Origin of the sequence: Agarivorans gilvus (assembly GCF_001420915.1) — a bacterium.
Taxonomy (GTDB): domain Bacteria; phylum Pseudomonadota; class Gammaproteobacteria; order Enterobacterales; family Celerinatantimonadaceae; genus Agarivorans; species Agarivorans gilvus.
Genome location: NZ_CP013021.1, coordinates 492,964 through 514,214 on the forward strand (window position 1 = coordinate 492,964; position 21,251 = coordinate 514,214).

Sequence of the window (21,251 nt, forward strand, 5' to 3'; positions counted from 1 at the left end):
TACCTCAGGCAGCGTCTTGGGTGCTAAATAACGACAGTGTTTGCAACATATCGTGGTACAAACTAAATACCATGTTAGCGGCATCAATAATGACTTGTTGGTCTTCGCTGTTATCAACTTTGTTCATTAAAGATTCGAAGAATTTTAAGTGTTCATGGTCTAAGACGCTGTGTGAAGTTAAATAGCTCATGGCGCTGTCAGGTAAATTAAGTTGTTGCTGAATTTTTTCAGCCATTTGTCCACCAATACCTACACTGGTGCCCTCTAATACCCAAACCATACCAAATAGTGCCAGTGGATTATGACGGTCAATTTGATGATATAAATATGCCACCATCAACTCTATGGCTGGGCAAACCTTACCCTCGCCTTCATTTTTACGAACCGCTTCGGCATCAGCGCCACACGCGGCAATATCGGCTAAGATCCACTCTTGATGGCCTTTCTCTTCATCAATGTACTCGGCAATAGCCTCTCGTAGCCATTCCTGTTCGCTTGGCAGGCGTCCACCGCAAGCCATGAGTAAGGGCACGGTATGTTTAACGTGATGGTAAGCCTGAGTGAGAAAAGCGATGTACATAGACTTTGAAATCTGCCCCTGTTGTACCTGCGCAATCACAGCAGCAGAAAGTAATTGCTGTTGCTTTACAGCAGTCGCTTGTTTGAGTTGTTCAAAAAATGAAGCCATGGGATTTTCCTTTTTAATATTAATTGGTTACGACTTTGGTAAATCGATTCGAGTCACCATTTGTCTATGGAAACTCACGTTTGATAGGTTTTGCGAAAGTAATTCACTAACCGATTGCTCTAACTGGTCACGGCGAATTTTGCCGTTGGCTGTAAACCAATTGGGTATGGCATGAAGCGTTTCTAACTGTAAGACTTGGCTAATTCGGGCGTAATCAGGCAGTTTGCTATTGAGCTCACTGAGCTTTGCATCAATGTTGCTGATGTGTTGGCTCACCGCACATAACTGCTCTTGGCCATCGCCAGTGATAAATAACGGCACCCCTGGCAGTAAGGCCTGCGCTTCAGACTCTATCCACTCTGGAGAGATGTTGCGGCCAAAGGCAGTTACTAACAGGTTTTTCTTGCGGCCCAATAAATGCACGAAACCTTGTTCGTCGATAGCGGCTAAATCACCCGTTGCCAACCATTCTTCAATAAACGGGGCATTTAAATAGCCTAGGGCGCTATTACCTTTAACCAGTAACTCGCCGTCTTCGGCTATTCGTAACTGTGAATGACTTAAGGCTTTACCACAACTGCCCGCTTTAAAGGCTTTAGGAGTGTTTAAACATACCACCGAGCCGCATTCGGATAAGCCATAACCTTCGTAGGCAGGAATGCCTAAGTCATGGGCTGCACTAATCAGTTGGGCCGAGACACGAGCGCCCCCCACTGCGACAAACTTTAACGACTGGGCCAATTGGCTATTGCCTTGCACCAGTTTAATTAAGGCCAACAGTAAAGCGGGAGTAAGCACTAAACTCTGCGGTTGAATGTCGGCGAGTTGTTGGGCGAAGGCGGCGGCGTTAAATTGACTTGAGCCGAGTAACCCGAGTTTCCTTCCTGGATAGACATGTACGCTAGCGCCGAGCAAAATCGGCACGTAAACACCGGTGATATTTTCTAGCAAGGTTGATAGCGGTAACAAGACAAGATGTTTTTCCGCTAAGCCCATAACGGCTTCAGCCAAGGATTGTGCCACATTGGACAAATGCTGCTGGCTAAGGCAAACCCCTTTTGGATGGCCAGTTGAGCCGGAAGTGAACGTGATTTTGCAGGTATCCGCTAATACAGAAGCCGGCATAACTCCAACGCTGCGATAAACCCTTAGTCCAGCTAAATGCCCCAAGCATTCGACACTTGCTTGTTCTGACCAATCTCCAATGAGTAGATCGGCACCAGATTCGGCTAAGCTGTGCTGTACTTGTGTGTAACTAAAGAAAGTCGGAATGGGCACAATCACAAGATTAGCGACCATGGCAGCCAAATCAATCAATATCCAGCTAATGCTGTTCTCTGCTCTTAAGGCCACTACCTTTGCATTAAGGCTAGTAAGATAGGCAGCGACAGCAAACACTTCTGCGGCCAGTTGTTGGTAAGTCAACTGTACTGTTTCGCCTTGGGCGTTTTCACCAACAAAGGCGAACTGCTCAGGCTTGTTGTGGGCGTGGGCCTTTAAGGCATCTATGATTGTATTCATCGAGTTAAGCCTGCTTTTGTTTTAACTGCTGCAACAGGCGAAGCCGCTGTAAACCTTTGCTTAAACTGCCAGCATAAACTTTGGGATGAGTTTCGTAATAAGAGCCCCAAATATTTTGCGCATCGATTATCTTTGTTGGGCTTGCTTCGGCTATTAGTTTTGGCTCAAGCCCTAGGCGCATCATCAAGGCATGTAGGGGATCGGTTGCGGTGAAAATACACCACTCAAAGCCCTGCTCCACCAACAATTCAGCAATCAAATAAAAGTGTAACGGCGATAAGCCTTTAGTGAAGGAAGCAAGGTGACCAAACTCCACCAAATTGGCGCGGCTAAGGGAGCAATTAAACAATTCAGCCACATGCTGTTCTGCGGGGCGCTCGAGGTATTGTTCTAAGTATAAAGCTTCATTTTCAGCGGCTCTGAATCCACAAACAGACAAAATGGCATTGTTATCTATTAAGGCTAAATACGCAGGCATGCTTTGTTTAACATTCGCCATAAAGGCCAGTTGATAACGTTGTTGAACATGAGTAACCACATTCTGCCACATAGGGTGATCAGGACCGACAATGCTTAACTGTGAGCTCGTTGCCGCCTTTGATTCGGGATACTTCATGAGCGTTTCCTTTGATTGCTAACTAAGCAATAAATTAGAACGCGAAACTTAAGAAACCCTTAAGAAAGTCAATTAACTGAGTTTGTTTTACAAATTGGGTGAAAAATAAACAGAAGAAGTGTAAGGACGTGAAGGAGTTGAAGATATGAAAGTTAAAATAGCGAAGGCTTTGTCGCAACGACAAAGCCTAACAAGGGGCTTATTTCAAAGTCACTACTTCTCCGGTTAGAGCTACACCTGCCATTAATGCTCCGGCTCCACACTGGAAGGTCTTTTCGCTAGACGTGAGATTGTTTTTATAGTTGGATTTAATATTAACGACAGCATTGCCCCCTTCACGCACTGCGCGATCCTTCAATGCAATCATTGCTGACAAAAAGGCCCAGTTACAGGCTTCTTCATCTGTTTTATTAAAAGCGTTGGTTTTTTTACTGGTTTTGAACTCACCATATTGCTTTGTGGCTTCGCCATAGGCCTGCTCACCAAAATAAAACGCAATATTCTCACCTAATTTGGCTTTAGCTGTGCTAGAGCTAAGCGCCTTTTCCAAAGAATAATCATTAATATCATCTCTAGCGAAGCTAGGTGAACTAAAGGTGAACAAGGCAGATAAGGCCAAAACAACAAACTTTTTCATAACTAACAATATCCATATAAGCGTTAAAATTTATTAGGTAATTAACCAATAATGAAGCTATTAACTAATTTCTGATACTTTCAATCGAACGAGATTATTTGATAAAAATAATATAATCAAGGAATTAGATGAAGAATTTATCACCTTAGGAGAAAATGGCTTGAACCAAGCGAACAATGAAAATAACCGGTAACTAAAATGTTAAAACTCGTTGTTAATTTTATCTAAGCTGTCCAGTAACACTGCCATTTGCTCTGGCTCAATGTGTTTGCTGAGCTCTTTAACTAAATCGAGATGCAACTGATTATGCTGTTGATAAATGGCTTTACCTTGCTCAGTCAATACCACCACTATCGCCCGTCTGTCTTGAGGGTCGGCCACCCGTTCAACCAGTTCTGCAGCCACTAACCTTTCAATTTGAACAGTTAGCGTGCCGGTGGTAATCGCCAATTTTTCGGCTAAGTCTTTCATTCGTAGTGCTTGATGGTGACCTAGTACTTCAATGGTATGAATTTGCGCCAAACTATAAGGCGTATCTTTTACCACTGACTGTTCCCAAGACGACATTTTGTCATAAAACTCGGTTAACGAACGATTCAACTTTTCAATATTTTTCATTTGCTTAAAGGCTGAACTTCCAAAGTAAGATGATCGATTTTATCAAACTTCTGCAACATTCGCTGGTAATCTTGAAAGCTTTTGTTGGCTTGATCTTGAATCGCTATCGCAGCCGAATAGTTATTCGCACTCACCTTCCAAATATGTAGATCTGTCACCTTAGCGGTTTTAGATAAGGCTTGCTTCACAGCTACGCAATAGTCAGCATCGATGCTTTCATCTAATAAAATAGGGCTAGTCTGTTTTAGTAAATTGAATGTCCATTTGGCTATCACTGAAGCCCCAACCGCTCCCATGATGGGATCTAACCAAGTCCATCCCTGGTATTTACCAAATAACAAAGCGACGATAGCCAGTACCGAGGTAAGCGCGTCAGCTAGCACATGGAAATAAGCCGCTTGCAGATTGTGGTCATGGTGATGATGGGGCTCAGCGGAATGATGCTGATGTTCTGAGTGATGTGGCTCATGGTGGTGATCATGTAATAACCACATACTCACGCCGTTTACCACAAAGCCGATAATAGCTACCAATATAGCCTGATCAAATTGAATGAGTTGTGGGTTAAATAGGCGATGCGCAGATTCTACCAACATCACTAATGCGACCAACCCTAGTGCAATAGCGCTGGTATAGCCTCCTAGAACACTAACCTTACCTGTTCCAAAAGAAAAACGGTCATTGTTAGCATGCTTCTGGGAATAACGATAAGCAAACAGCGTGATACAAAAAGCCGCAGCATGAGTGCCCATATGCCAACCATCGGCCAGCAGCGCCATAGAGCCATAGAGCCATAAACCGTGCCGGCGATGATTTCTACAAACATAGCAATAATCGTTATCGCTAAAACCCAAGTAGTACGCCGCTCTCCTTGATGATTGTGCGAACTGAAATTGTGATGGTGTTCCTTTACCATAATCTTAACCTTTTAGTTTGATTTTCAAACTATACTAAGGTTAAATGATTTGATAATCAAACTAAATGTTTAGCCCACTTAAGCTTATTCTCGTGGAATCGGCTTAAGTACGTTTTAAATGTTGCTCTCCGGCCTGTTTGCCCTTTTGAATATCTGTTTATTCATGCTGAGGCGTTTAACCGGAAAGCTATCAGGTGGAGCGATAACCCTATTATTGGCGTCTTTGGGAGGGTGTCATATAAAATCCAGAGATTGATTATAGTTATCCGCCCTAATTAGCATCGATTCGGCAATACTAGGGTATTTAGCTAAGAGATGTTTCATGACTCGAGGGAAACGAGTAGGAGACATTTTATAGCTGGTGGGGTGCGATAATATTACGGTAATATCTCGAGCCTTCGGCGGTAGGCCTCTCTTGCCGGAGTCGAATCGGCCAATCCCGTCGGTATAGCAGCCGCCAGAAAAACAAGGCGTTTGTTTGTAAAATCACATTCGATAAAGTGTCTGGTTTTATTTGGTAGTAATCAGCCGTGCCAGTGTCGACGTTAGTAACGGCGACATAAATGGAATGTTAGAAAACAAACGCTCTTGGCTAAATGGATAACGTACATTGGACTCGTGCCAGAGCCATTTTACGTCGATTAAATGGCCACCTTTAATAAATCGAATCGGGTTGTAAAACTGTTTGTCTGTCGTCATTTCGGTGATGATTTGCTAGCTACGCTCAGGTGCATTAGCCAAATATCCAACTAAGTATGCCGCACCAGCCGAAACGCCTATGGCAAAGTCAAAAGGTTGAAAGGATGGGTTCATGACGGTGTCCAACACCCCGCTGGCAAAAATTCCCCGCAAATTTATCTTTAATCAAATTAAGTGAATCGCTTACTAAAGAGAAATGGCTATATACGATACTTTTAACAGTCTTTAACTAGACAAATTCATCCTTTGAGTAGGTTTGTCACAAATTAAAGTGATTACTTTGCTTAATTCTAGTTTAGTGGATTTGTCAAACTGTCAGATCTTACAGTGACGCGAATTGAGCTTAAGTGCTTTAATTTAAATAACTATTCGTTAAAAGCGTTTAGTTCTTGCGTTTCTCAACTAAGGAAGGTTGGATAGCAACGCTCCCGCTCGCCTATGTTAGTTGATATGTTTTTTTAAGTTGCCACTAAGCCCTAGTGGCTTTTTTTTGCCTGTCTTTCGAACCAATGTTTAGTTTATTTATTTAGCCATTTGCTGTATAAGCCCGCGTAGCAAGCTATTAGCGAGGTAATCTTATGTCTAAATTTTTCTATAAAGGTCGTATCGAGAAAAAACCCAAACATCAAAGTTTTGGTTTTAATACTAAGCGAGAAATTAAACCAGGTACGGCTGAAGCGCCGCTTAGCTTATCGGTTCATACAGAAGAAAAGAAGCAACATCTGTTGGCGGTGGCTCAACAGGAGAACATTGTTGTTGAAATCACCGTTGACCCTGAGCAAGAAGAACGCTTAAAGCAACTCGACGTTTATTTAAAAAAGCCTGAAACCAAGCGGCAAGTTAACACCACAAAACGAAATGACCCTTGTCCCTGCGGCAGTGGAAAAAAGTATAAAAAATGTTGTGCTTAGCTTAAGGCTTGCCAATGAAGCTCTATTTCATTGTTACTGGTGGTGACATAAGCAGACTGTTCGGTGATGGTTACTGACATATCCATGGTGCGCTCAACAAAACTCGCTAAGCGGGTAATTTCTTGCCAGTCAAACTGCCAAAAAATAATGGGAAGTTGTTTGCTTTTGCTTGGTAGCTGCTGCCACCAAGTGCTTGACTTGGCATTAAAGCTATAAACTTTAACCTGTTTAGCCGAGCGTGCTGCTTTTTTTAATCGTTCTGCTGTGGGTTCGCCCACATCTATCCATAATAAGGTGTCTTGCTCCAACGATTTATGCCAAATATCGGGCTGTTCTACTTCACTCAAACCTTTGGTAAAGCAAAGCTCAGGATCTGCGTTCAAACAAAATGCCATCACTCTTGCCATCATCCGTTCTAAGGTTTCCGAAGGATGTTGAGCAATGGTGAGATTAAGTGTGTCGTAATAATTACGGTTAAGATCAGATAAAGATATCCGCAATTTATAAATAGTAGGTTTAAGCGCCACTGCTGTGCCTTTATCGGTAGGTTGCCTTAGCTACTGCAGCCAAGTTAAACAACAGTGGAAGAATGCGCTTTTTAGCTAAAAAATTCAATAACTAATCGTTAGGAGCCCTGTTCAAAAGCAGCGTCTAAATTAGTCCGGGTAATTGTTTCTGATCTCTACAAACTCGTCAAAATTTTCGATTAATATATCAACCAGTTTAGGGTCAAAATGTTTACCTTTCTGCTCGAGGATAAAGGCCTTAATTTCGTGATTATTCCATGGTTCTTTGTAAGAACGCTTAGAGCCTAGTGCATCAAATACATCGGTAATGGCCATAATGCGTCCCACTAAGGGAATATCTTCACCGGCCAATTGTCTTGGATATCCGCTACCATCCCATTTTTCGTGATGACATAAGGAAATTTCTGCGCCAAGTCGAGCAATAATTTTATTTGAACCCGCAAGTAAGTCATGGCCCACCTGAGCGTGCGTTTGCATTACAGTCCACTCTTCAGGGTTCAACTTGCCAGGCTTGTGTAGGATGGATTCGGGAATGGCAATTTTACCTAAGTCGTGCAAGGGCGCCGCGTGCTTTAAGGCTTCAACATATTCTGTTTCAAAACCTAATTTTTTGGCCATCAACTCACAGATTAAAGATACCCTTTTTACATGTGAGCCGGTTTCTTTACTACGTTGTTCAATGGCGTCGCCAATAATAAATATCAGTTCTTTCTGAGTCTCTTGGATCTCTTCCTTAATGGTGAGATTTTCAAAAGTAAGAGCAATGTTAGTGGCAAACACCTCTAACAGCCCTTTTTCAATTTCATCGAGCGGCTTTTCGTGTTGTACATACAACAGACTGACACTGCGACTATCGGTGGCATAAAACCCAACATAACAATTTTCGGTAACCAGCGTTTTCTTCTCTTCTAACGCTTTTTTCAATAACAGTTTTACGTTATCAGGAATTTTGGTGTGGTCGAAGTCATCTTCGTTGTGTTCGTTGGTAACAAAATCACCAGTGGCAGCTAATACATTGAATGACTGATGTCTCAGCACATCTTCTGTAAGGGTGGTGATATACATCGCCGAGCCTTCAAGCTGAAATAACTCCACTAGTTGTTTTAGTACTGCAGATCCGAAATGAAACAGTGTTTTACTTTTTAACACCAAAGAGGTGGATTCGATGACTTGCATTAAACCGCGACGATGACGCTCAATAAACAAAATATCACGGTATGAACGAATTGCTGAGTAGGTAATCGTTTTTAATTTGGTGGCGGTAAGCTCGGTTTTACTTTTGTAATCGTTGATGTCGTAATCTTTAATCACCGATTCTTCGGGAGCTTGACCTGGCTGACCTGTACGTAGAATTAAGCGTGTGGCATGGTTTTGTTTGGTTTCTCTAATCCAGCGCACAAGCTCAAGGCCGGCATGGTCGGTTTCCATTACCACATCAACTAAAGCAATCGCGATGTCGTTGTGTTCATCAAACATTCGTTTTGCTTCATCGGCACTGTAGGCAGACAAAAACTCTAGCTGATAACCATCAATTTCGACATCGGAGAGAACTAACCGCGTTACCGAGTGAATTTCTGCCTCATCATCAATTACCAAAAGCTTCCAAGTTGCTTTGGCCACATCTTCCTTGGGTTCCTCGACATCGTCGATGAAAAGAAAGTCACTCATGCCCTACTCCGTATTCCATAGTTACAATAAAATTAGATCAGCAAATCCATAATATCAAAGACTATTATCAAGATAGTGTTGAAAACTTAGAGGCTAAACCATTATTCACTGCTTAGGTGATTCAAAATTGTTAGATTGTTCGATAAAATCAACGCAAACTCAATAACTTGAAATTCATGGAAAGTAAACTAACTAGCACCAATATTTGGCCACCAACTATTATTTTGGCCGTAGCTAGCGCAATGCTTATTTGGTATGCGGAACTGTCCTCTAGCTTAAAAGACATCATTTATTGGATGCCTTACGGCTTGGCAGCAGTAACTGCAATGTTGGCGATCCAGTTTAATCGTCGCCAACTTATCGTTGTAGTACTGGTTAATACCTTCAGTTATTGGTTAATTGTTCAATACTTACAGCAACCTTTAGATGTTCCCGAAGCCAAAATGGCTTTCACTTTGGTTTGCGTGTTTATACCTTGCAACATGGTATTGAACTTGCTGATTAAGGAAAATGGCAGCAAAACGCTACGCGCTTTCCTACATTATTGGATGTTAATCGTACAAGCGCTAGTTATTACGATCCTAATTAACTATTTATCAGTAGATGCCCAGTCTTTAATTGAAAATTGGTTTGCCCCTCGCCCATCGACGGTTTAGTGATTAGCAGTAGCGCCTTGGCAATTAGCACCTTGTGCTTAGTTATCGCCTTTGTGCGTTTAGCGCATCGCCCAACCAGCTTAACCATAGGCCTGTTTTTTAGTTTTGTAGCGAGTATTTTCCCCTTAGCTTTCCTCGACCGCGAGGCGATTTCCTCGGTATTTTTTAGCGCCTCAATGTTAATTGTGCTCTATAGCGGCTTTAGGGCTTCTCATGAACTGGCCTATCGAGATGAACTAACCGGTTTACTTGGCCGACGGATGTTATTTGAACGCCTTGCAGGGCTATCCAAAAACTACACTCTAGCAATGGTGGATATCGACCACTTTAAAAAGTTTAACGATACCTATGGTCATGATGTTGGTGATGATGTTTTAGCAATGGTGGCCTCTAAATTAGACCAAGTAGAAGGCGGAGGTCAGGTGTTTCGTTATGGTGGAGAAGAATTTACCGTATTGTTTAAAGGCAAGAAACTCGATCACGCCATTGCATTTTTAGATGACATTCGTGAGCTCATTGCCGAAACGCCCTTTGCCATTAGGGATAAGAGTAACCGAGAAAAGGCGAGTAAATCGGCGCGTAAAGAAAACACCAAACCGAAAAATACCGTGCAAATAACTGTTAGCATTGGGGTGGCGGAAAAGTCCAACCAGCACGCGAACGCCGAAGAGGTGATCAAAGACGCAGATAAAGCCTTATACAAGGCTAAAGATAAAGGCCGAAATATTGTTGTTGGCTAATTTAAGATAAAAAAACGCCAAGTGAAAATACTTGGCGTTTTTTTATATTCTGGCTTTGTCTGTTTTACACTACTGCAGCAATTGCTGTGCAAAGCGCATCCATGTTGTCTTTAGTCATACCCGCTACGCTGATACGGCCAGAGCCTACGATGTAAACACCGTGTTTTTCTTTCAACTCTGCCACTTGCTCTTTGCTTAACCCAGAGAACGAGAACATACCGTTTTGACGCTGAATAAAGCTGTAATCACCGCTAGCGCCTTTGGCCGCTAAAGTTTCAACAAATAAATCACGCATTTCTTTGATGCGATCGCGCATTTCAGCCACTTCTGCAATCCATTGGGCTTTAAGCTCAGGATTTTGCAAAATGGTGGTTACTACCGCTGCGCCGTGAGCTGGTGGGTTTGAGTAGTTAGCACGAATACCAGCTTTAACTTGACTGAATGCCGTTGCACCCCGCTCTTTATCTTCAGCAACCAGTGTGAAAGCACCAACGCGTTCGTTGTACAAACCAAAGTTTTTAGAGAAAGAACTGGCAACCAATAGCTCTTTAATTTGCTCAGCAAATACACGTAAACCAGCGGCATCTTCTTCCACACCAGTAGCGAAGCCTTGGTAAGCAAAATCAAACAAAGGTAGTACTTTTTTGCTGGCGCTTAAAGCTGCTAGGGCTTTCCATTGCTCAAGCGTTGGGTCAATCCCGGTTGGGTTATGACAACAACCATGGAATAACACTAAGTCGCCTTCTTGCACTTGCTCTAGAGATTTCAACATAGCGTCAAAATCTAGATCTTTGCTGTCTGCGTCATAGTAGTCGTAAGGTTTAACTTCTAAGCCGATGGCTTTGAAAATATTGCCATGGTTGGCCCAAGTTGGGTTGCTTACCCAAATAGTACGAATACCTAAATGGTTATAAGCGAATTCGGCAGCATTATGCAGAGCACCTGTGCCACCTGGAGATTGAGCAGTAAAAGCACGTTGGCTGCTAACGATTTCGCTATCTTCACCAAACAACAACTTTTGTACTTCTTTACCGTAGGCCGCATTACCTTCAATACTAAGGTAGGATTTAGTGCTTTCGGTTTCTAGAAGGTGTTTCTCTGCAATCTTAACCGTATCTAAAACAGGGGTTTGACCCGCTTCGTTTTTATAGATACCAACCCCTAGATTAATTTTTTCGGGACGTGAGTCTGCTTTAAAAGCTTCAGTTAATCCTAAAATAGGATCCGCTGGGGCGGCGATTACGCGCTCAAACATAGTTTCCTCTCTGCTATAAACATTCCTGTATCCAGCGAAGATTACCTCAACTAAACAAGGCTGTCTTTAGTCTCAGAACAAAATAACGGGAAAATTTTGATTTTACGCATTAATTTGGTTTAAGCGTTTATTTTTGTTAATTTGACAGCTAGGGATTTCCCCCGAGGAAGTCATTCGATTAAGATGCTAACAAGGCTTTTTAGAGAAGTAACTTTATGGAATTAAGTTTAGGTTTTGTTGTAAAAAAATGGTTAGGCTCGCTGCTTATGCCACTCAACATTTGTATTCTCCTGTTGTTACTCTCGTTCTACTTTGGCATTACCCGCCGCCCCTATCGAGCAGCGCTTAGCTTGTTCCCAGCCTTAGCGATTTTATTGTTAACCAGTAATCCATGGTGGGTTAATCAACAGCTACTGAAACAAGAACGCGCCATTCAAGCGCCCACTGAGTTAGTGAATAGCTTCGATTTTGTGGTGGTATTGGGTGGTGGTCATATTAGCGACCCGGCGTTATCGGCCACCGAACAACTCAGTCGCTCTTCATTTGCGCGAATTACTAAAGGCATCGAGCTAAGCCGAATCAATCCACAAAGTCGTTTAATCGTTTCTGGTTATGGCGGTAGCGATCCCAACAGCAATGCCGAGTTGATGGAAAAAGTGGCTCGTCAGGCAAATATTCCGCCAGCCAACATCATTACGATCCCAAAAGCCAAAGACACCGAACAAGAAGCGGCGGTAATTTCTACTTATATTGGCCAGCGCCCTACCGCCTTAGTGACCAGCGCCACCCACATGCAACGCGCACTACAACAATTTCAACGTTATTCAAATAATATTAGCCCTGTGCCTACCGATTACCTCGGTAAAGAAATCCAGGGAGAACAACGACTTTACGAATTCCTACCGGATTCTCGTTTTATCTACCGCTACGATGCGCTATGGCATGAAAAGTTGGGCATTTGGTGGCAACAAATTCGTGCTTATTTTTCGTAATCGTTTGTTTTAGATCAGCTATAGCCAGTTTTAGCGGAATAATTTTGCTGAAACACTACGTTTTTGTAAGAAATTCACTATAATCGAGCCAATTTATTTAAAGGAGATACGCACAATGAGAACACCTCTTGTAATGGGTAACTGGAAACTAAACGGTACTAAAGATTCAGTTACCGCATTAGTAAACGGCTTAATCGAACCTGCTAAAGCAGCTACTGGCGTGCAAACTGCTATTTGCCCACCTGTTGTATTTTTAGGTCAAGTTGAAGCCTTAGTGGGTGATGCTCCTATCGCTTATGGCGCACAAGATGCAAGTGTTAATACTTCTGGCGCTTTCACCGGTGAAAACTCACCAGTAATGCTTAAAGAATTTGGTTGTACTTACAGCCTAGTAGGTCACAGCGAGCGTCGTCAGTACCACAACGAAACTGACGAAGTAGTTGCTGCTAAATTTAAAGCTATCCAAGAAAATGGTCTTGTTCCTGTACTATGTATTGGTGAAACCTTGGAAGAAAACGAAGCTGGTAAAACCGAAGCTGTAGTTGAAACTCAACTTAAAGCTGTTATCGATCTTTGTGGCGTTGAAGCTTTTGAAAACGCGGTAATTGCTTACGAGCCAGTTTGGGCTATCGGTACTGGTAAATCAGCGACTTCTGAGCAAGCTCAAGCAGTTCACGCTCACATTCGTGGTTGGTTAGCTTCACAAAACGCTAGCGTTGCTGAAAAAGTTCAAATTCTTTACGGTGGCAGTGTTAAAGCCGCTACAGCTAAAGAATTGTTCTCTCAAGCTGACATCGATGGTGCCCTAGTAGGCGGCGCATCTTTACTAGCTGACGAGTTTGGCGCGATCATCGCCGCTGCAAACTAAGACGGTTTAAAATAATCAAGAGCCGCTGATATCAGCGGCTTTTTTTTAACTCAATTTCACCAATTGCTGCTGCATTTTAGCGATTTCATCACGTACCGCAGCCGCTTGTTCAAACTCCAACTCCTTGGCGTGATTAATCATCTGTTTTTCTAGTTGAGCAATACTCTTCAATAAAGAATCTGCCGACAACGCTGCGTATTTCGCTTTACCTTCAGCCGCGGTAGCTAGTTTGGTTTTACCAAAGTTACTAATATCGGCCACTTTCTTGTTGAGTTTCTGCGGCACAATACCGTGCTCGGTATTAAAGGCCTGCTGAATGTCACGGCGGCGATTGTTTTCGCCAATCGCCCTCTCCATAGAGCCAGTTATCTTGTCTGCATAAAGAATAGCTTTACCTTGCGGGTGACGAGCGGCACGACCAATGGTTTGAATTAACGAGCGCTCCGAGCGCAAAAAGCCTTCTTTGTCTGCATCTAAAATTGCCACCAAAGACACCTCGGGCATGTCTAGGCCTTCGCGCAATAAGTTAATACCTACCAGTACATCAAACACCCCCATGCGTAGATCACGGATGATCTCTACCCTTTCAACGGTATCGATATCTGAGTGTAAATAACGCACTTTGACTTGGTGTTCTGTGAGGTACTCACTAAGATCTTCAGCCATGCGCTTAGTTAAGGTCGTCACTAATACCCGCTCATCTATCGCCGTGCGTAAGCGGATTTCTGAGAGCAAATCATCAACCTGAGTATTCACTGGCCGCACTTCAATCTCTGGGTCCAATAAGCCGGTTGGCCTTACTACCTGCTCAACAAACTCTTGATTGGTTTTATCCAACTCGTATTGGCTTGGCGTTGCCGACACAAAGATGGTTTGCGGGGCTATTTGTTCAAACTCTTCAAATTTTAGAGGGCGATTATCCAAGGCTGAAGGCAAACGGAAACCATAGTTAACCAGGTTTTCTTTACGCGAGCGGTCGCCTTTATACATGGCACCAATTTGCGGCACGGTGACGTGGGATTCGTCGATAATCAATAATCCATCGGCGGGTAAATAGTCGAGCAAGGTTGGTGGTGGCTCGCCAGGGGCGCGATTGGACAGATAACGAGAGTAGTTTTCAATGCCTGAGCAATAACCCAGTTCATTCATCATTTCGATATCAAACAGGGTACGCTGAGAGATACGCTGCTCTTCAATCAGCTTATTGGCGTCTAGCAATTGTTTCTTACGCTCGTTTAACTCCTCTTTAATTGCATTAATCGCGTTCAAAATGGTCTCTCGCGGCGTGACGTAGTGAGTCTTAGGGAAGATAGTCACACGGGCCATTACTTCTTCCTCTGCGCCCGTTAGCGGGTCAAAGCTACTTAAACGCTCTACCTCGCCATCGAATAATTCGATGCGAATGGCGTTTTTGTCTGATTCGGCAGGATAAACATCAATTACGTCGCCTCGTACGCGAAAGGTAGAACGCTGAAAAGCGGCGTCATTACGTGAATATTGCAGCTCAGCTAAACGCCGTAAAATAGCACGCTGATCGATAAGGTCACCCACACTCAAGTGCAACATCATCTGCAAATAAGATTGCGGGTCCCCCAAACCATAAATCGCCGACACCGAAGCAACGAGTACCACATCACGGCGTTCTAATAAGGCTTTCGTGGCAGATAGACGCATTTGCTCGATATGAGAATTCACCGATGCATCTTTTTCAATAAAGGTGTCGGTGGTGGGTACATAAGCCTCTGGCTGGTAGTAATCGTAATAAGAAACGAAAAATTCCACCGCATTATTAGGGAAAAACTCTTTCATCTCACTATAGAGCTGGGCTGCTAAGGTTTTATTGGGCGCGAGAACGATGGTTGGACGGTTTAATTCGGCAATCACATTAGCTACCGTGAAGGTTTTTCCTGAGCCGGTGACACCTAATAAGGTTTGGTGAGCGAGCCCATCTTCAAGGCCTTCAATCAACGCTTTTATGGCAGTGGGTTGATCCCCTGCTGGTCGATAATCTGAGACTAAATCGAAAGATTTTTTCATTTGTTGTTTCCAGTTAAAGACAACGAAACGGCGCAGCCATTTTACGCGAATCTGCTAAAGATTAAATAAAGCTGAGATAGCAATTATTAGGCAAATTTAACGCTCTTAGCAGAGAATATCGCGATAAAAATTTAATTAGAATATTACCCTTAAATGTGGATAGAAACCTGCCTGTAACAAAAAGTAATGCACACCAAGTTTGCATAAAATACAAGAGTTTTTTTTAGCACGCCTATAATTTGAGCTTTTATACTAACTAATTTATAAGTTGTTGAATTCATTACAGTTGCTTGAAAATCAGACGCAGATCATATTTCGCTGTAAGTCGCGTAATCAGTGGCCTAGAGCAAACTGATAGCTTTTAATTCACACACTTATCCACAATTTCGGTGGATAACTCGCTCTAGCTCGCATTAACAAAGGCTTTTGTTAATTGTGCATAAATATTAGGCGATCTAGTTTTGCTAGGTTCTTGTAATTTTTCACCATCCATACACGCCTTTTAGCAAGCGACCAGATAGTGTTTTTTTAGACCAAGCGTACAAGATTCGATCACATCCATGGTGCAACTGGATGTAAGTTGAGCAAACAAACACAATTTATCAATTTTGATGTAGAATTAGTTGACACTTATAGGGGCAATTATTACTATGCGCCCCGCACTTAAGCAAAGCGATTCCCCAGTAGCTCAGTTGGTTAGAGCGGTGGACTGTTAATCCATGTGTCGTTGGTTCAACTCCAACCTGGGGAGCCACTCTCTTCGCTTAGGTATAATCAAGATTCCCCAATAGCTCAGTTGGTAGAGCGGTGGACTGTTAATCCATGTGTCGTTGGTTCAAGCCCAACTTGGGGAGCCAATCTTGATTTAAAATAGGTGAAATATTATATGATTCCCCAATAGCTCAGTTGGTAGAGCGGTGGACTGTTAATCCATGTGTCGTTGGTTCAAGCCCAACTTGGGGAGCCAATCATATAAAAAATAATCTTACGATTCCCCAGTAGCTCAGTTGGTTAGAGCGGTGGACTGTTAATCCATGTGTCGTTGGTTCAACTCCAACCTGGGGAGCCACTCAATTATCGTAAGCCGCCTATTACTCCCCTTCCCCAGTAGCTCAGTTGGTTAGAGCGGTGGACTGTTAATCCATGTGTCGTTGGTTCAACTCCAACCTGGGGAGCCATTTTCGCTATTTCCCCTCATTTCGTACCAGCTTTAATGCATTTCCCGACACATTTATATTATTAATCCTAAGCATCTGATAGATAAGTCTATTGTTTGCATGTATTATTAAATTGAGTGTTTATTTTATAGACAGGAAAAATATGAAAGGGCTTCGAACATTTTTTGTCGCAAATGCTTTTTTATTTATCATGTTATGGCTGGCTGTAGTGGCGGTTCATCTGCAACTATTTAAAGCCGACCTCGCTAGGGAAGATCAGCAAATAACAGAGCTACTCTCTTTGCAATTAACCGACCCTAGCCAGTTAACCACAGACAGCTTACGATTATTACGCGACCAACATAACCTTACTTTTATTTCTACCCAATTGGCTGTAGACAATACCCTCGCGTTAGCTGGCGCCTCGCAACATTGGTTACTAGAGTTGGTCGAACCCAGTAAAACACGCATGAAAACCATAGCTGTGGGTAAATATCGGGTTAACTTTAAACCGTCTTTCGAATTTGTTAGCGATAGCTATTTAAGGCTTTATTTAAGCATCGCTGCCCTTTGTATATTGGGTTATCTATTAACCAGTTTGTTGTTTGTTCGCTCCGTATCCTCTATTAAATCTAAACTGAAAAAATTAGTGAATGCCGACCGCTTAACCGACGATACCCCAGTATTGGGTAATGTTGGCGAGTTAATTAAAGAACAGAAACTTAAATTTACTCAGCAAATCCGTCAGCAAAAACATGCTATTCAACAACTGGAACAACAAGTCGCACTCGATCCTCTCACCGGGCAATTAAACCGCCATTCGTTTCGCCAAGATATGCAAAAAATGCTCAGTATGCAACCAAATAACACGGTGTTGTTTTTGGTTCGGGCTTCTCAGCTACAAGACATTAATAAGGCGCGCGGCCATCAAGCCGGTGATGACTACATCAAAGACATATCTAAAATCGTAGACAGTAGCCGTAAAGACTACGTGAACAGCCAGTTGTATCGCTTACTGGGAGCCGAGTTTGCGTTAATCATTCCCAAATTTGCGGCTAGCCGAGTCAGCCATATCGCCCAGGATCTACGCGCCGCCCTGACCGAATACAGTAATGCTAAACATTTACAAAGTGCAGCCTATGTTGGGGTCACCGAGCTTAAAAAAGACGACACGATAGAGCGCGTCATTTCTCGCGCTGATGCGGCATTAGCAATAGCACAAAGCTTGTCACCTAATGCTTGGGAAGTGGTATTAGACGATGATGAAAATTTAGAGAGCAGTGACTTACAATGGCAACAAACAATTGATTACTTGATTGCCAAAAGCAACTTCAAGATTGCCTCTCAAGCGATTCAGTCGATGCATCGAACCATGCCGGCCTATCATGAAGTGTTTATTCGCTTTATTTCCGACCAACAGCAACAATTGCCTACCGAAACCACCCTATCGATGGCACAGCGCTTAGGTAAAATTGAGCAATTAGAAAAAGCTACCATCGCTTATGTTCTAAAAACCATATCCGATCAAAACGCAGATTATCGTTGGGGGATAAATCTTAGTAAGTTGATTCTAACAGATCCTGACTTCTGCGCTTGGCTTACTCAACACTTACAACGTTATCCTAATCTTAAGTCCCGTGTGGTATTTGAATTAGAAGAAGAAACACTAGACGCGCACATTAGTAATGCCAAAAAGCTGTTTGAAGTATTACGCCGCAATAGCTGCCATACTGCCATCGCCGACTTTGGCAATGGCATTGGTTCGTTCAAACTGTTTAAAGAGCTAAAACCTAACTACGTAAAAATCAGTAGCGACTTAGTACAGCAGCTCGAGGCGGACAAAGCTAACCAGCAATTCGTGAGCATGTTGGTAGAGGTATCACATCGTTTGGGATGTCAGGTGGTAGCCCAAGGCGTTGAAACCTTAGAGCAAAAGCAATTGCTTGAATCAATGTACGTAGACAGTATGCAGGGCTACTTAATTAGTCGCCCCAAATTGATTTCTTAATTAACGCAGCGGTTGTTGGTGAATCACTTGATTACTACTGCCCCGCCACACTAACTTAGCGTCGGCTAAATCTTTTTCAAACTTGCCATCAATCAGTGTATCTACCATTTTAACAATGGTTTGTTGCTGTGTATTTAGCTCATCTAAACGATAGCCGGTCCACATCCAAATATCTTTTCCCGGACATTCTTCGCGAACTCGCCGCACCAGCGCTTCAATGCTATCGAGATTTTTCGGATATAGCGGGTCACCACCACTTAAGCTTAAACCGCGACGTCTAATACGGCTATCATTTAAGTCATCGATAATCTTTTGCTCTAATTCGGGGCTAAAGTAGTGCCCAGCATCACAAGACCAAGATTTTTGGTTATAACAGCCTCGGCAATGATGCTCGCAACCAGCCACGAACAAGGTACAACGCGTACCTTGTCCGTTTACCACATCAATAGAATGATAACTGAGATAGTTCATTAAAGATGTTTTACTCGACGTTTAACTTCTTCTTGTTTGCCGTAGTTAAACGGGCGAGCATCAGGGCTACCCAAATAGCCACACACTCGGCGGGTAACTGATACCTTGCTAGATTCTGAGTTGCCACACGATGGGCACTCAAAGCCTTTGCTAGTGCAGTTAAATTCACCGGTAAAACCGCATTCATAACACTCATCAATGGGCGTATTGGTACCGTAGTAAGGTACGCGGCTGTAGCTGTAATCCCACACGTCTTCTAAGGCGTCGGTATTATGTTGTAGGTTGGGATATTCACCGTAACAAATAAAGCCACCACTACTAACCGCTGGGTACGGTTGCTCAAAGTCGATTTTATCGAAGGGGTTTACCTTCTTCTCAACGTCCAAGTGGAAGCTGTTAGTGTAGTAACCCTTATCGGTAACACCTTCAATTACGCCAAACTTTTTAGCATCAAGACGACAGAAACGATCGCATAAGTTTTCGCTCGGCGTGCTATACAAACTAAAGGCATAACCGCTTTCTTTTTCCCAACGTAAAGTGGCTTGTTTTAGAGCGGTAACAATACCAATGGCTTTTTGTTGAAGCTGCTTGTTATCGTATACGTGCTCATCGTTGCCATACAGCGCATTAACCGTTTCGTGCAAGCCGATGTAACCCAGAGAAATAGACGCTCTACCGTTTTCAAAAATAGTGGACACATCATCTTCAGCGTCCAGCCTTACACCACAAGCGCCTTCCATATAAAGGATCGGAGCCACTTTAGCCTTAACCCCTTTAAGGCGAGAAATACGGCTATCTAAACCAAGCTTAGCCACACTCAAACGCTGGTCCAGTAGTTCAAAGAAACGCTGCTCGTCGCCTTTGGCTTCTATCGCAATGCGTGGCAGGTTAATGCTCACCACACCCAAGTTATTGCGACCATCGTGGATCTCTTTGCCCTCTTCTTCATACTGACCGAGGAAGCTACGGCAACCCATTGGGGTTTTAAATGAACCAGTGACTTCAACCACTTTGTCGTAATTTAAAATATCTGGATACATGCGCTTAGACGCACATTCTAAGGCCAGCTGCTTAATATCGTAGCTAGGATCGCCTTTTTTATGGTTTAAACCATCTTTAATGGCGAAGACCAACTTAGGGAATACCGCTGTTTTGGCATTTTTACCTAAACCGGCAATCCGATTTTCTAAAATAGAGCGTTGAATTAAACGTGAGGCCCAGCAAGAACCTAAGCCAAAACCAAAGGTAACAAATGGCGTCTGGCCGTTAGCTGTGTGTAAGGTATTTACCTCATACTCTAATGATTGGAAGGCATCATGACATTCTTTTTCTGTTTGAGCCTTAGCGTAAGCTTCGGCATCGGCGATATTCCAACGCTCGGCAATTGCTAAGTGCTTGTCGTAACTCTTTTGCACATAAGGCGCGAGAATTTCATCAATTCTATTAATGGTAGTACCGCCGTAAATATGGCTAGCTACCTGGGCAATAATCTGGGCAGTTACCGCAGTAGCGGTAGAAATAGACTTAGGCGTTTCGATTTCGGCATTACCCATTTTAAATCCACCGGTCAACATGCCTTCTAAATCGATTAGCATACAGTTGAACATCGGGAAAAACGGCGCGTAGTCTAAGTCGTGGAAGTGGATCTCACCGGCTTCGTGGGCTTGCACTACATCACGTGGCAATAAATGGGTTTTGGCGTAGTGTTTAGCCACAATACCGGCTAATAAATCACGTTGAGTAGGGATCACCTTGCTGTCTTTATTCGCGTTTTCGTTGAGCAAAGCGGCGTTGCTTTGCTCAACCAAACCACGAATTTCAGCATTCAATACGCTGCGCTTATCGCGCGCAACATCACGATCATGACGATATTCGATATAAGCACGAGCCAGTGTTTTATTATCGCTTTCCATCAAATGGTTTTCTACTGAGGCTTGAATATCATTAATATCCACCTCAGGAAAGTTCACAAACTGCTCGGTCACTTGCTGAGCAATTTGTAATGCAACTAAGTTATCCTTAACTCCTAGGGCTTCAGCTGCTTTTAACACTGCATCGACAATCCGTTTAGCGTCGTAAGGTACACGGCTTCCGTCTCGTTTTATCACGACTGTTTTCACGATTTACGCTCCAATATTTTCTCACTGATTCAATAAAAAACTTGCAAACCACGCCGCACAAGGCTTCGCAGCCAATGCTAAGTAAAAAAAGCACTGAATGTGATGGTTAACCATATGTAGTGGTAGTAAATTGTAGTATCCACTAG

General features: G+C 43.1%; 17 protein-coding genes, 5 tRNA genes and 1 pseudogene. 11 read left to right on the forward strand and 12 right to left on the reverse strand.

All coding sequences use genetic code 11. The features are described 5' to 3' along the window. Positions 1-4 precede the first annotated feature (4 nt). The 6 genes and pseudogenes from AR383_RS21895 to dmeF all read right to left on the reverse strand — a co-directional run bounded on the left by AR383_RS21895 (position 5) and on the right by dmeF (position 4,996). A complete protein-coding gene (locus AR383_RS21895) occupies positions 5-688 on the reverse strand; it encodes a TenA family transcriptional regulator (protein WP_055731682.1) in 684 nt (227 codons plus the stop codon). A gap of 27 nt (positions 689-715) precedes the next feature. Next, on the reverse strand, positions 716-2,209 hold the full coding sequence (locus AR383_RS02350; protein ID WP_055731683.1) for an AMP-binding protein: 1,494 nt from the start codon (positions 2,207-2,209) through the stop codon (positions 716-718). A gap of 4 nt (positions 2,210-2,213) precedes the next feature. Continuing rightward, positions 2,214-2,825 carry a thermostable hemolysin gene (locus tag AR383_RS02355; protein ID WP_055731684.1) on the reverse strand — a complete coding sequence of 204 codons (612 nt, stop codon included), beginning with the start codon at positions 2,823-2,825 and terminating at the stop codon, positions 2,214-2,216. A gap of 199 nt (positions 2,826-3,024) precedes the next feature. Next, complete coding sequence (locus AR383_RS02360; protein ID WP_055731685.1) at positions 3,025-3,462, reverse strand: hypothetical protein; 438 nt, start codon at positions 3,460-3,462, stop codon at positions 3,025-3,027. 201 nt (positions 3,463-3,663) lie between these two features. Continuing rightward, positions 3,664-4,080, reverse strand: a complete 417-nt coding sequence (locus AR383_RS02365) for a MarR family winged helix-turn-helix transcriptional regulator (protein ID WP_055731686.1) — start codon at positions 4,078-4,080, stop codon at positions 3,664-3,666. Then, a pseudogene (gene dmeF / locus AR383_RS02370) lies at positions 4,077-4,996 on the reverse strand (CDF family Co(II)/Ni(II) efflux transporter DmeF). The gene AR383_RS02365 and the pseudogene dmeF overlap by 4 nt, the downstream one beginning before the upstream one ends. A gap of 1,277 nt (positions 4,997-6,273) precedes the next feature. On the opposite strand from dmeF, the gene AR383_RS02375 reads away from it, so the two are divergent. Beyond that, entirely contained in the window at positions 6,274-6,606 is a 333-nt protein-coding gene (locus tag AR383_RS02375; protein WP_055731687.1) for a PBPRA1643 family SWIM/SEC-C metal-binding motif protein, read from the forward strand. Here AR383_RS02375 and AR383_RS02380 read toward each other — a convergent pair. Next, positions 6,603-7,133, reverse strand: coding sequence for a YaeQ family protein (locus AR383_RS02380; protein WP_055731688.1), 531 nt, complete (start codon positions 7,131-7,133; stop codon positions 6,603-6,605). The two genes, AR383_RS02375 and AR383_RS02380, sit on opposite strands and share 4 nt — an antisense overlap. A 129-nt stretch (positions 7,134-7,262) precedes the next feature. After that, positions 7,263-8,801, reverse strand: a complete 1,539-nt coding sequence (locus AR383_RS02385) for a DUF3369 domain-containing protein (RefSeq protein ID WP_055731689.1) — start codon at positions 8,799-8,801, stop codon at positions 7,263-7,265. A 176-nt stretch (positions 8,802-8,977) separates the two neighbouring features. On the opposite strand from AR383_RS02385, the gene AR383_RS02390 reads away from it, so the two are divergent. Both AR383_RS02390 and AR383_RS02395 read left to right on the forward strand, forming a co-directional pair. Further along, positions 8,978-9,457: a hypothetical protein gene (locus AR383_RS02390; RefSeq protein WP_055731690.1), complete on the forward strand. Its 480-nt coding sequence runs from the start codon at positions 8,978-8,980 to the stop codon at positions 9,455-9,457. Further along, positions 9,457-10,197: a GGDEF domain-containing protein gene (locus tag AR383_RS02395; protein WP_055731691.1), complete on the forward strand. Its 741-nt coding sequence runs from the start codon at positions 9,457-9,459 to the stop codon at positions 10,195-10,197. Before AR383_RS02390 ends, AR383_RS02395 begins: the two co-directional genes overlap by 1 nt. Before the next feature lie 64 nt (positions 10,198-10,261). Here AR383_RS02395 and AR383_RS02400 read toward each other — a convergent pair whose 3' ends face one another. Continuing rightward, positions 10,262-11,452, reverse strand: a complete 1,191-nt coding sequence (locus AR383_RS02400; RefSeq protein WP_055731692.1) for an amino acid aminotransferase — start codon at positions 11,450-11,452, stop codon at positions 10,262-10,264. Between the two features lie 215 nt (positions 11,453-11,667). Between AR383_RS02400 and AR383_RS02405 the strand changes: the two genes are divergently transcribed. Together AR383_RS02405 and tpiA are read left to right on the forward strand one after the other, a co-directional pair. After that, positions 11,668-12,444, forward strand: a complete 777-nt coding sequence (locus tag AR383_RS02405; protein WP_055731693.1) for a YdcF family protein — start codon at positions 11,668-11,670, stop codon at positions 12,442-12,444. A 115-nt stretch (positions 12,445-12,559) separates the two neighbouring features. After that, positions 12,560-13,312, forward strand: a complete 753-nt coding sequence (gene tpiA / locus AR383_RS02410) for a triose-phosphate isomerase (RefSeq protein ID WP_055731694.1) — start codon at positions 12,560-12,562, stop codon at positions 13,310-13,312. A 45-nt stretch (positions 13,313-13,357) separates the two neighbouring features. Here tpiA and uvrB read toward each other — a convergent pair whose 3' ends face one another. Continuing rightward, positions 13,358-15,349 carry an excinuclease ABC subunit UvrB gene (gene uvrB / locus AR383_RS02415; protein ID WP_055731695.1) on the reverse strand — a complete coding sequence of 664 codons (1,992 nt, stop codon included), beginning with the start codon at positions 15,347-15,349 and terminating at the stop codon, positions 13,358-13,360. A 677-nt stretch (positions 15,350-16,026) separates the two neighbouring features. On the opposite strand from uvrB, the gene AR383_RS02420 reads away from it, so the two are divergent. The 6 genes from AR383_RS02420 (at position 16,027) to AR383_RS02445 (ending at position 18,514) form a co-directional block, all read left to right on the forward strand. After that, a tRNA-Asn gene (locus AR383_RS02420) sits at positions 16,027-16,103 on the forward strand. Positions 16,104-16,130: 27 nt separating this feature from the next. Then, positions 16,131-16,206: transfer RNA gene (locus AR383_RS02425), tRNA-Asn, on the forward strand. 34 nt (positions 16,207-16,240) lie between these two features. Continuing rightward, positions 16,241-16,316, forward strand: a tRNA-Asn gene (locus AR383_RS02430). 25 nt (positions 16,317-16,341) lie between these two features. Then, positions 16,342-16,418, forward strand: a tRNA-Asn gene (locus AR383_RS02435). A 32-nt stretch (positions 16,419-16,450) separates the two neighbouring features. Continuing rightward, positions 16,451-16,527, forward strand: a tRNA-Asn gene (locus tag AR383_RS02440). Positions 16,528-16,669: 142 nt separating this feature from the next. Further along, the gene (locus tag AR383_RS02445) at positions 16,670-18,514 is read left to right on the forward strand and encodes an EAL domain-containing protein (protein WP_055731696.1); all 1,845 of its coding nucleotides are present in this window, start codon (positions 16,670-16,672) and stop codon (positions 18,512-18,514) included. On the opposite strand, the gene nrdG is transcribed toward AR383_RS02445, so the two are convergent. Together nrdG and nrdD are read right to left on the reverse strand one after the other, a co-directional pair. Continuing rightward, the gene (gene nrdG / locus AR383_RS02450) at positions 18,515-18,985 is read right to left on the reverse strand and encodes an anaerobic ribonucleoside-triphosphate reductase-activating protein (RefSeq protein ID WP_055731697.1); all 471 of its coding nucleotides are present in this window, start codon (positions 18,983-18,985) and stop codon (positions 18,515-18,517) included. Continuing rightward, entirely contained in the window at positions 18,985-21,105 is a 2,121-nt protein-coding gene (gene nrdD / locus AR383_RS02455; RefSeq protein ID WP_055731698.1) for an anaerobic ribonucleoside-triphosphate reductase, read from the reverse strand. Before nrdD ends, nrdG begins: the two co-directional genes overlap by 1 nt. Between the last annotated feature and the right edge of the window lie 146 nt (positions 21,106-21,251).

Coding starts and splice junctions, on each gene's coding strand:
- AR383_RS02360 (WP_055731685.1), bottom strand. CDS start 3,462: ATGAAAAAGTTTGTTGTTTTGGCCTTATCTGCCTTGTTCACCTTTAGT.
- AR383_RS02375 (WP_055731687.1), top strand. CDS start 6,274: ATGTCTAAATTTTTCTATAAAGGTCGTATCGAGAAAAAACCCAAACAT.
- AR383_RS02365 (WP_055731686.1), bottom strand. CDS start 4,080: ATGAAAAATATTGAAAAGTTGAATCGTTCGTTAACCGAGTTTTATGAC.
- AR383_RS02385 (WP_055731689.1), bottom strand. CDS start 8,801: ATGAGTGACTTTCTTTTCATCGACGATGTCGAGGAACCCAAGGAAGAT.
- AR383_RS02405 (WP_055731693.1), top strand. CDS start 11,668: ATGGAATTAAGTTTAGGTTTTGTTGTAAAAAAATGGTTAGGCTCGCTG.
- uvrB (WP_055731695.1), bottom strand. CDS start 15,349: ATGAAAAAATCTTTCGATTTAGTCTCAGATTATCGACCAGCAGGGGAT.
- AR383_RS21895 (WP_055731682.1), bottom strand. CDS start 688: ATGGCTTCATTTTTTGAACAACTCAAACAAGCGACTGCTGTAAAGCAA.
- AR383_RS02350 (WP_055731683.1), bottom strand. CDS start 2,209: ATGAATACAATCATAGATGCCTTAAAGGCCCACGCCCACAACAAGCCT.
- nrdG (WP_055731697.1), bottom strand. CDS start 18,985: ATGAACTATCTCAGTTATCATTCTATTGATGTGGTAAACGGACAAGGT.
- AR383_RS02445 (WP_055731696.1), top strand. CDS start 16,670: ATGAAAGGGCTTCGAACATTTTTTGTCGCAAATGCTTTTTTATTTATC.
- tpiA (WP_055731694.1), top strand. CDS start 12,560: ATGAGAACACCTCTTGTAATGGGTAACTGGAAACTAAACGGTACTAAA.
- AR383_RS02355 (WP_055731684.1), bottom strand. CDS start 2,825: ATGAAGTATCCCGAATCAAAGGCGGCAACGAGCTCACAGTTAAGCATT.
- AR383_RS02400 (WP_055731692.1), bottom strand. CDS start 11,452: ATGTTTGAGCGCGTAATCGCCGCCCCAGCGGATCCTATTTTAGGATTA.
- AR383_RS02390 (WP_055731690.1), top strand. CDS start 8,978: ATGGAAAGTAAACTAACTAGCACCAATATTTGGCCACCAACTATTATT.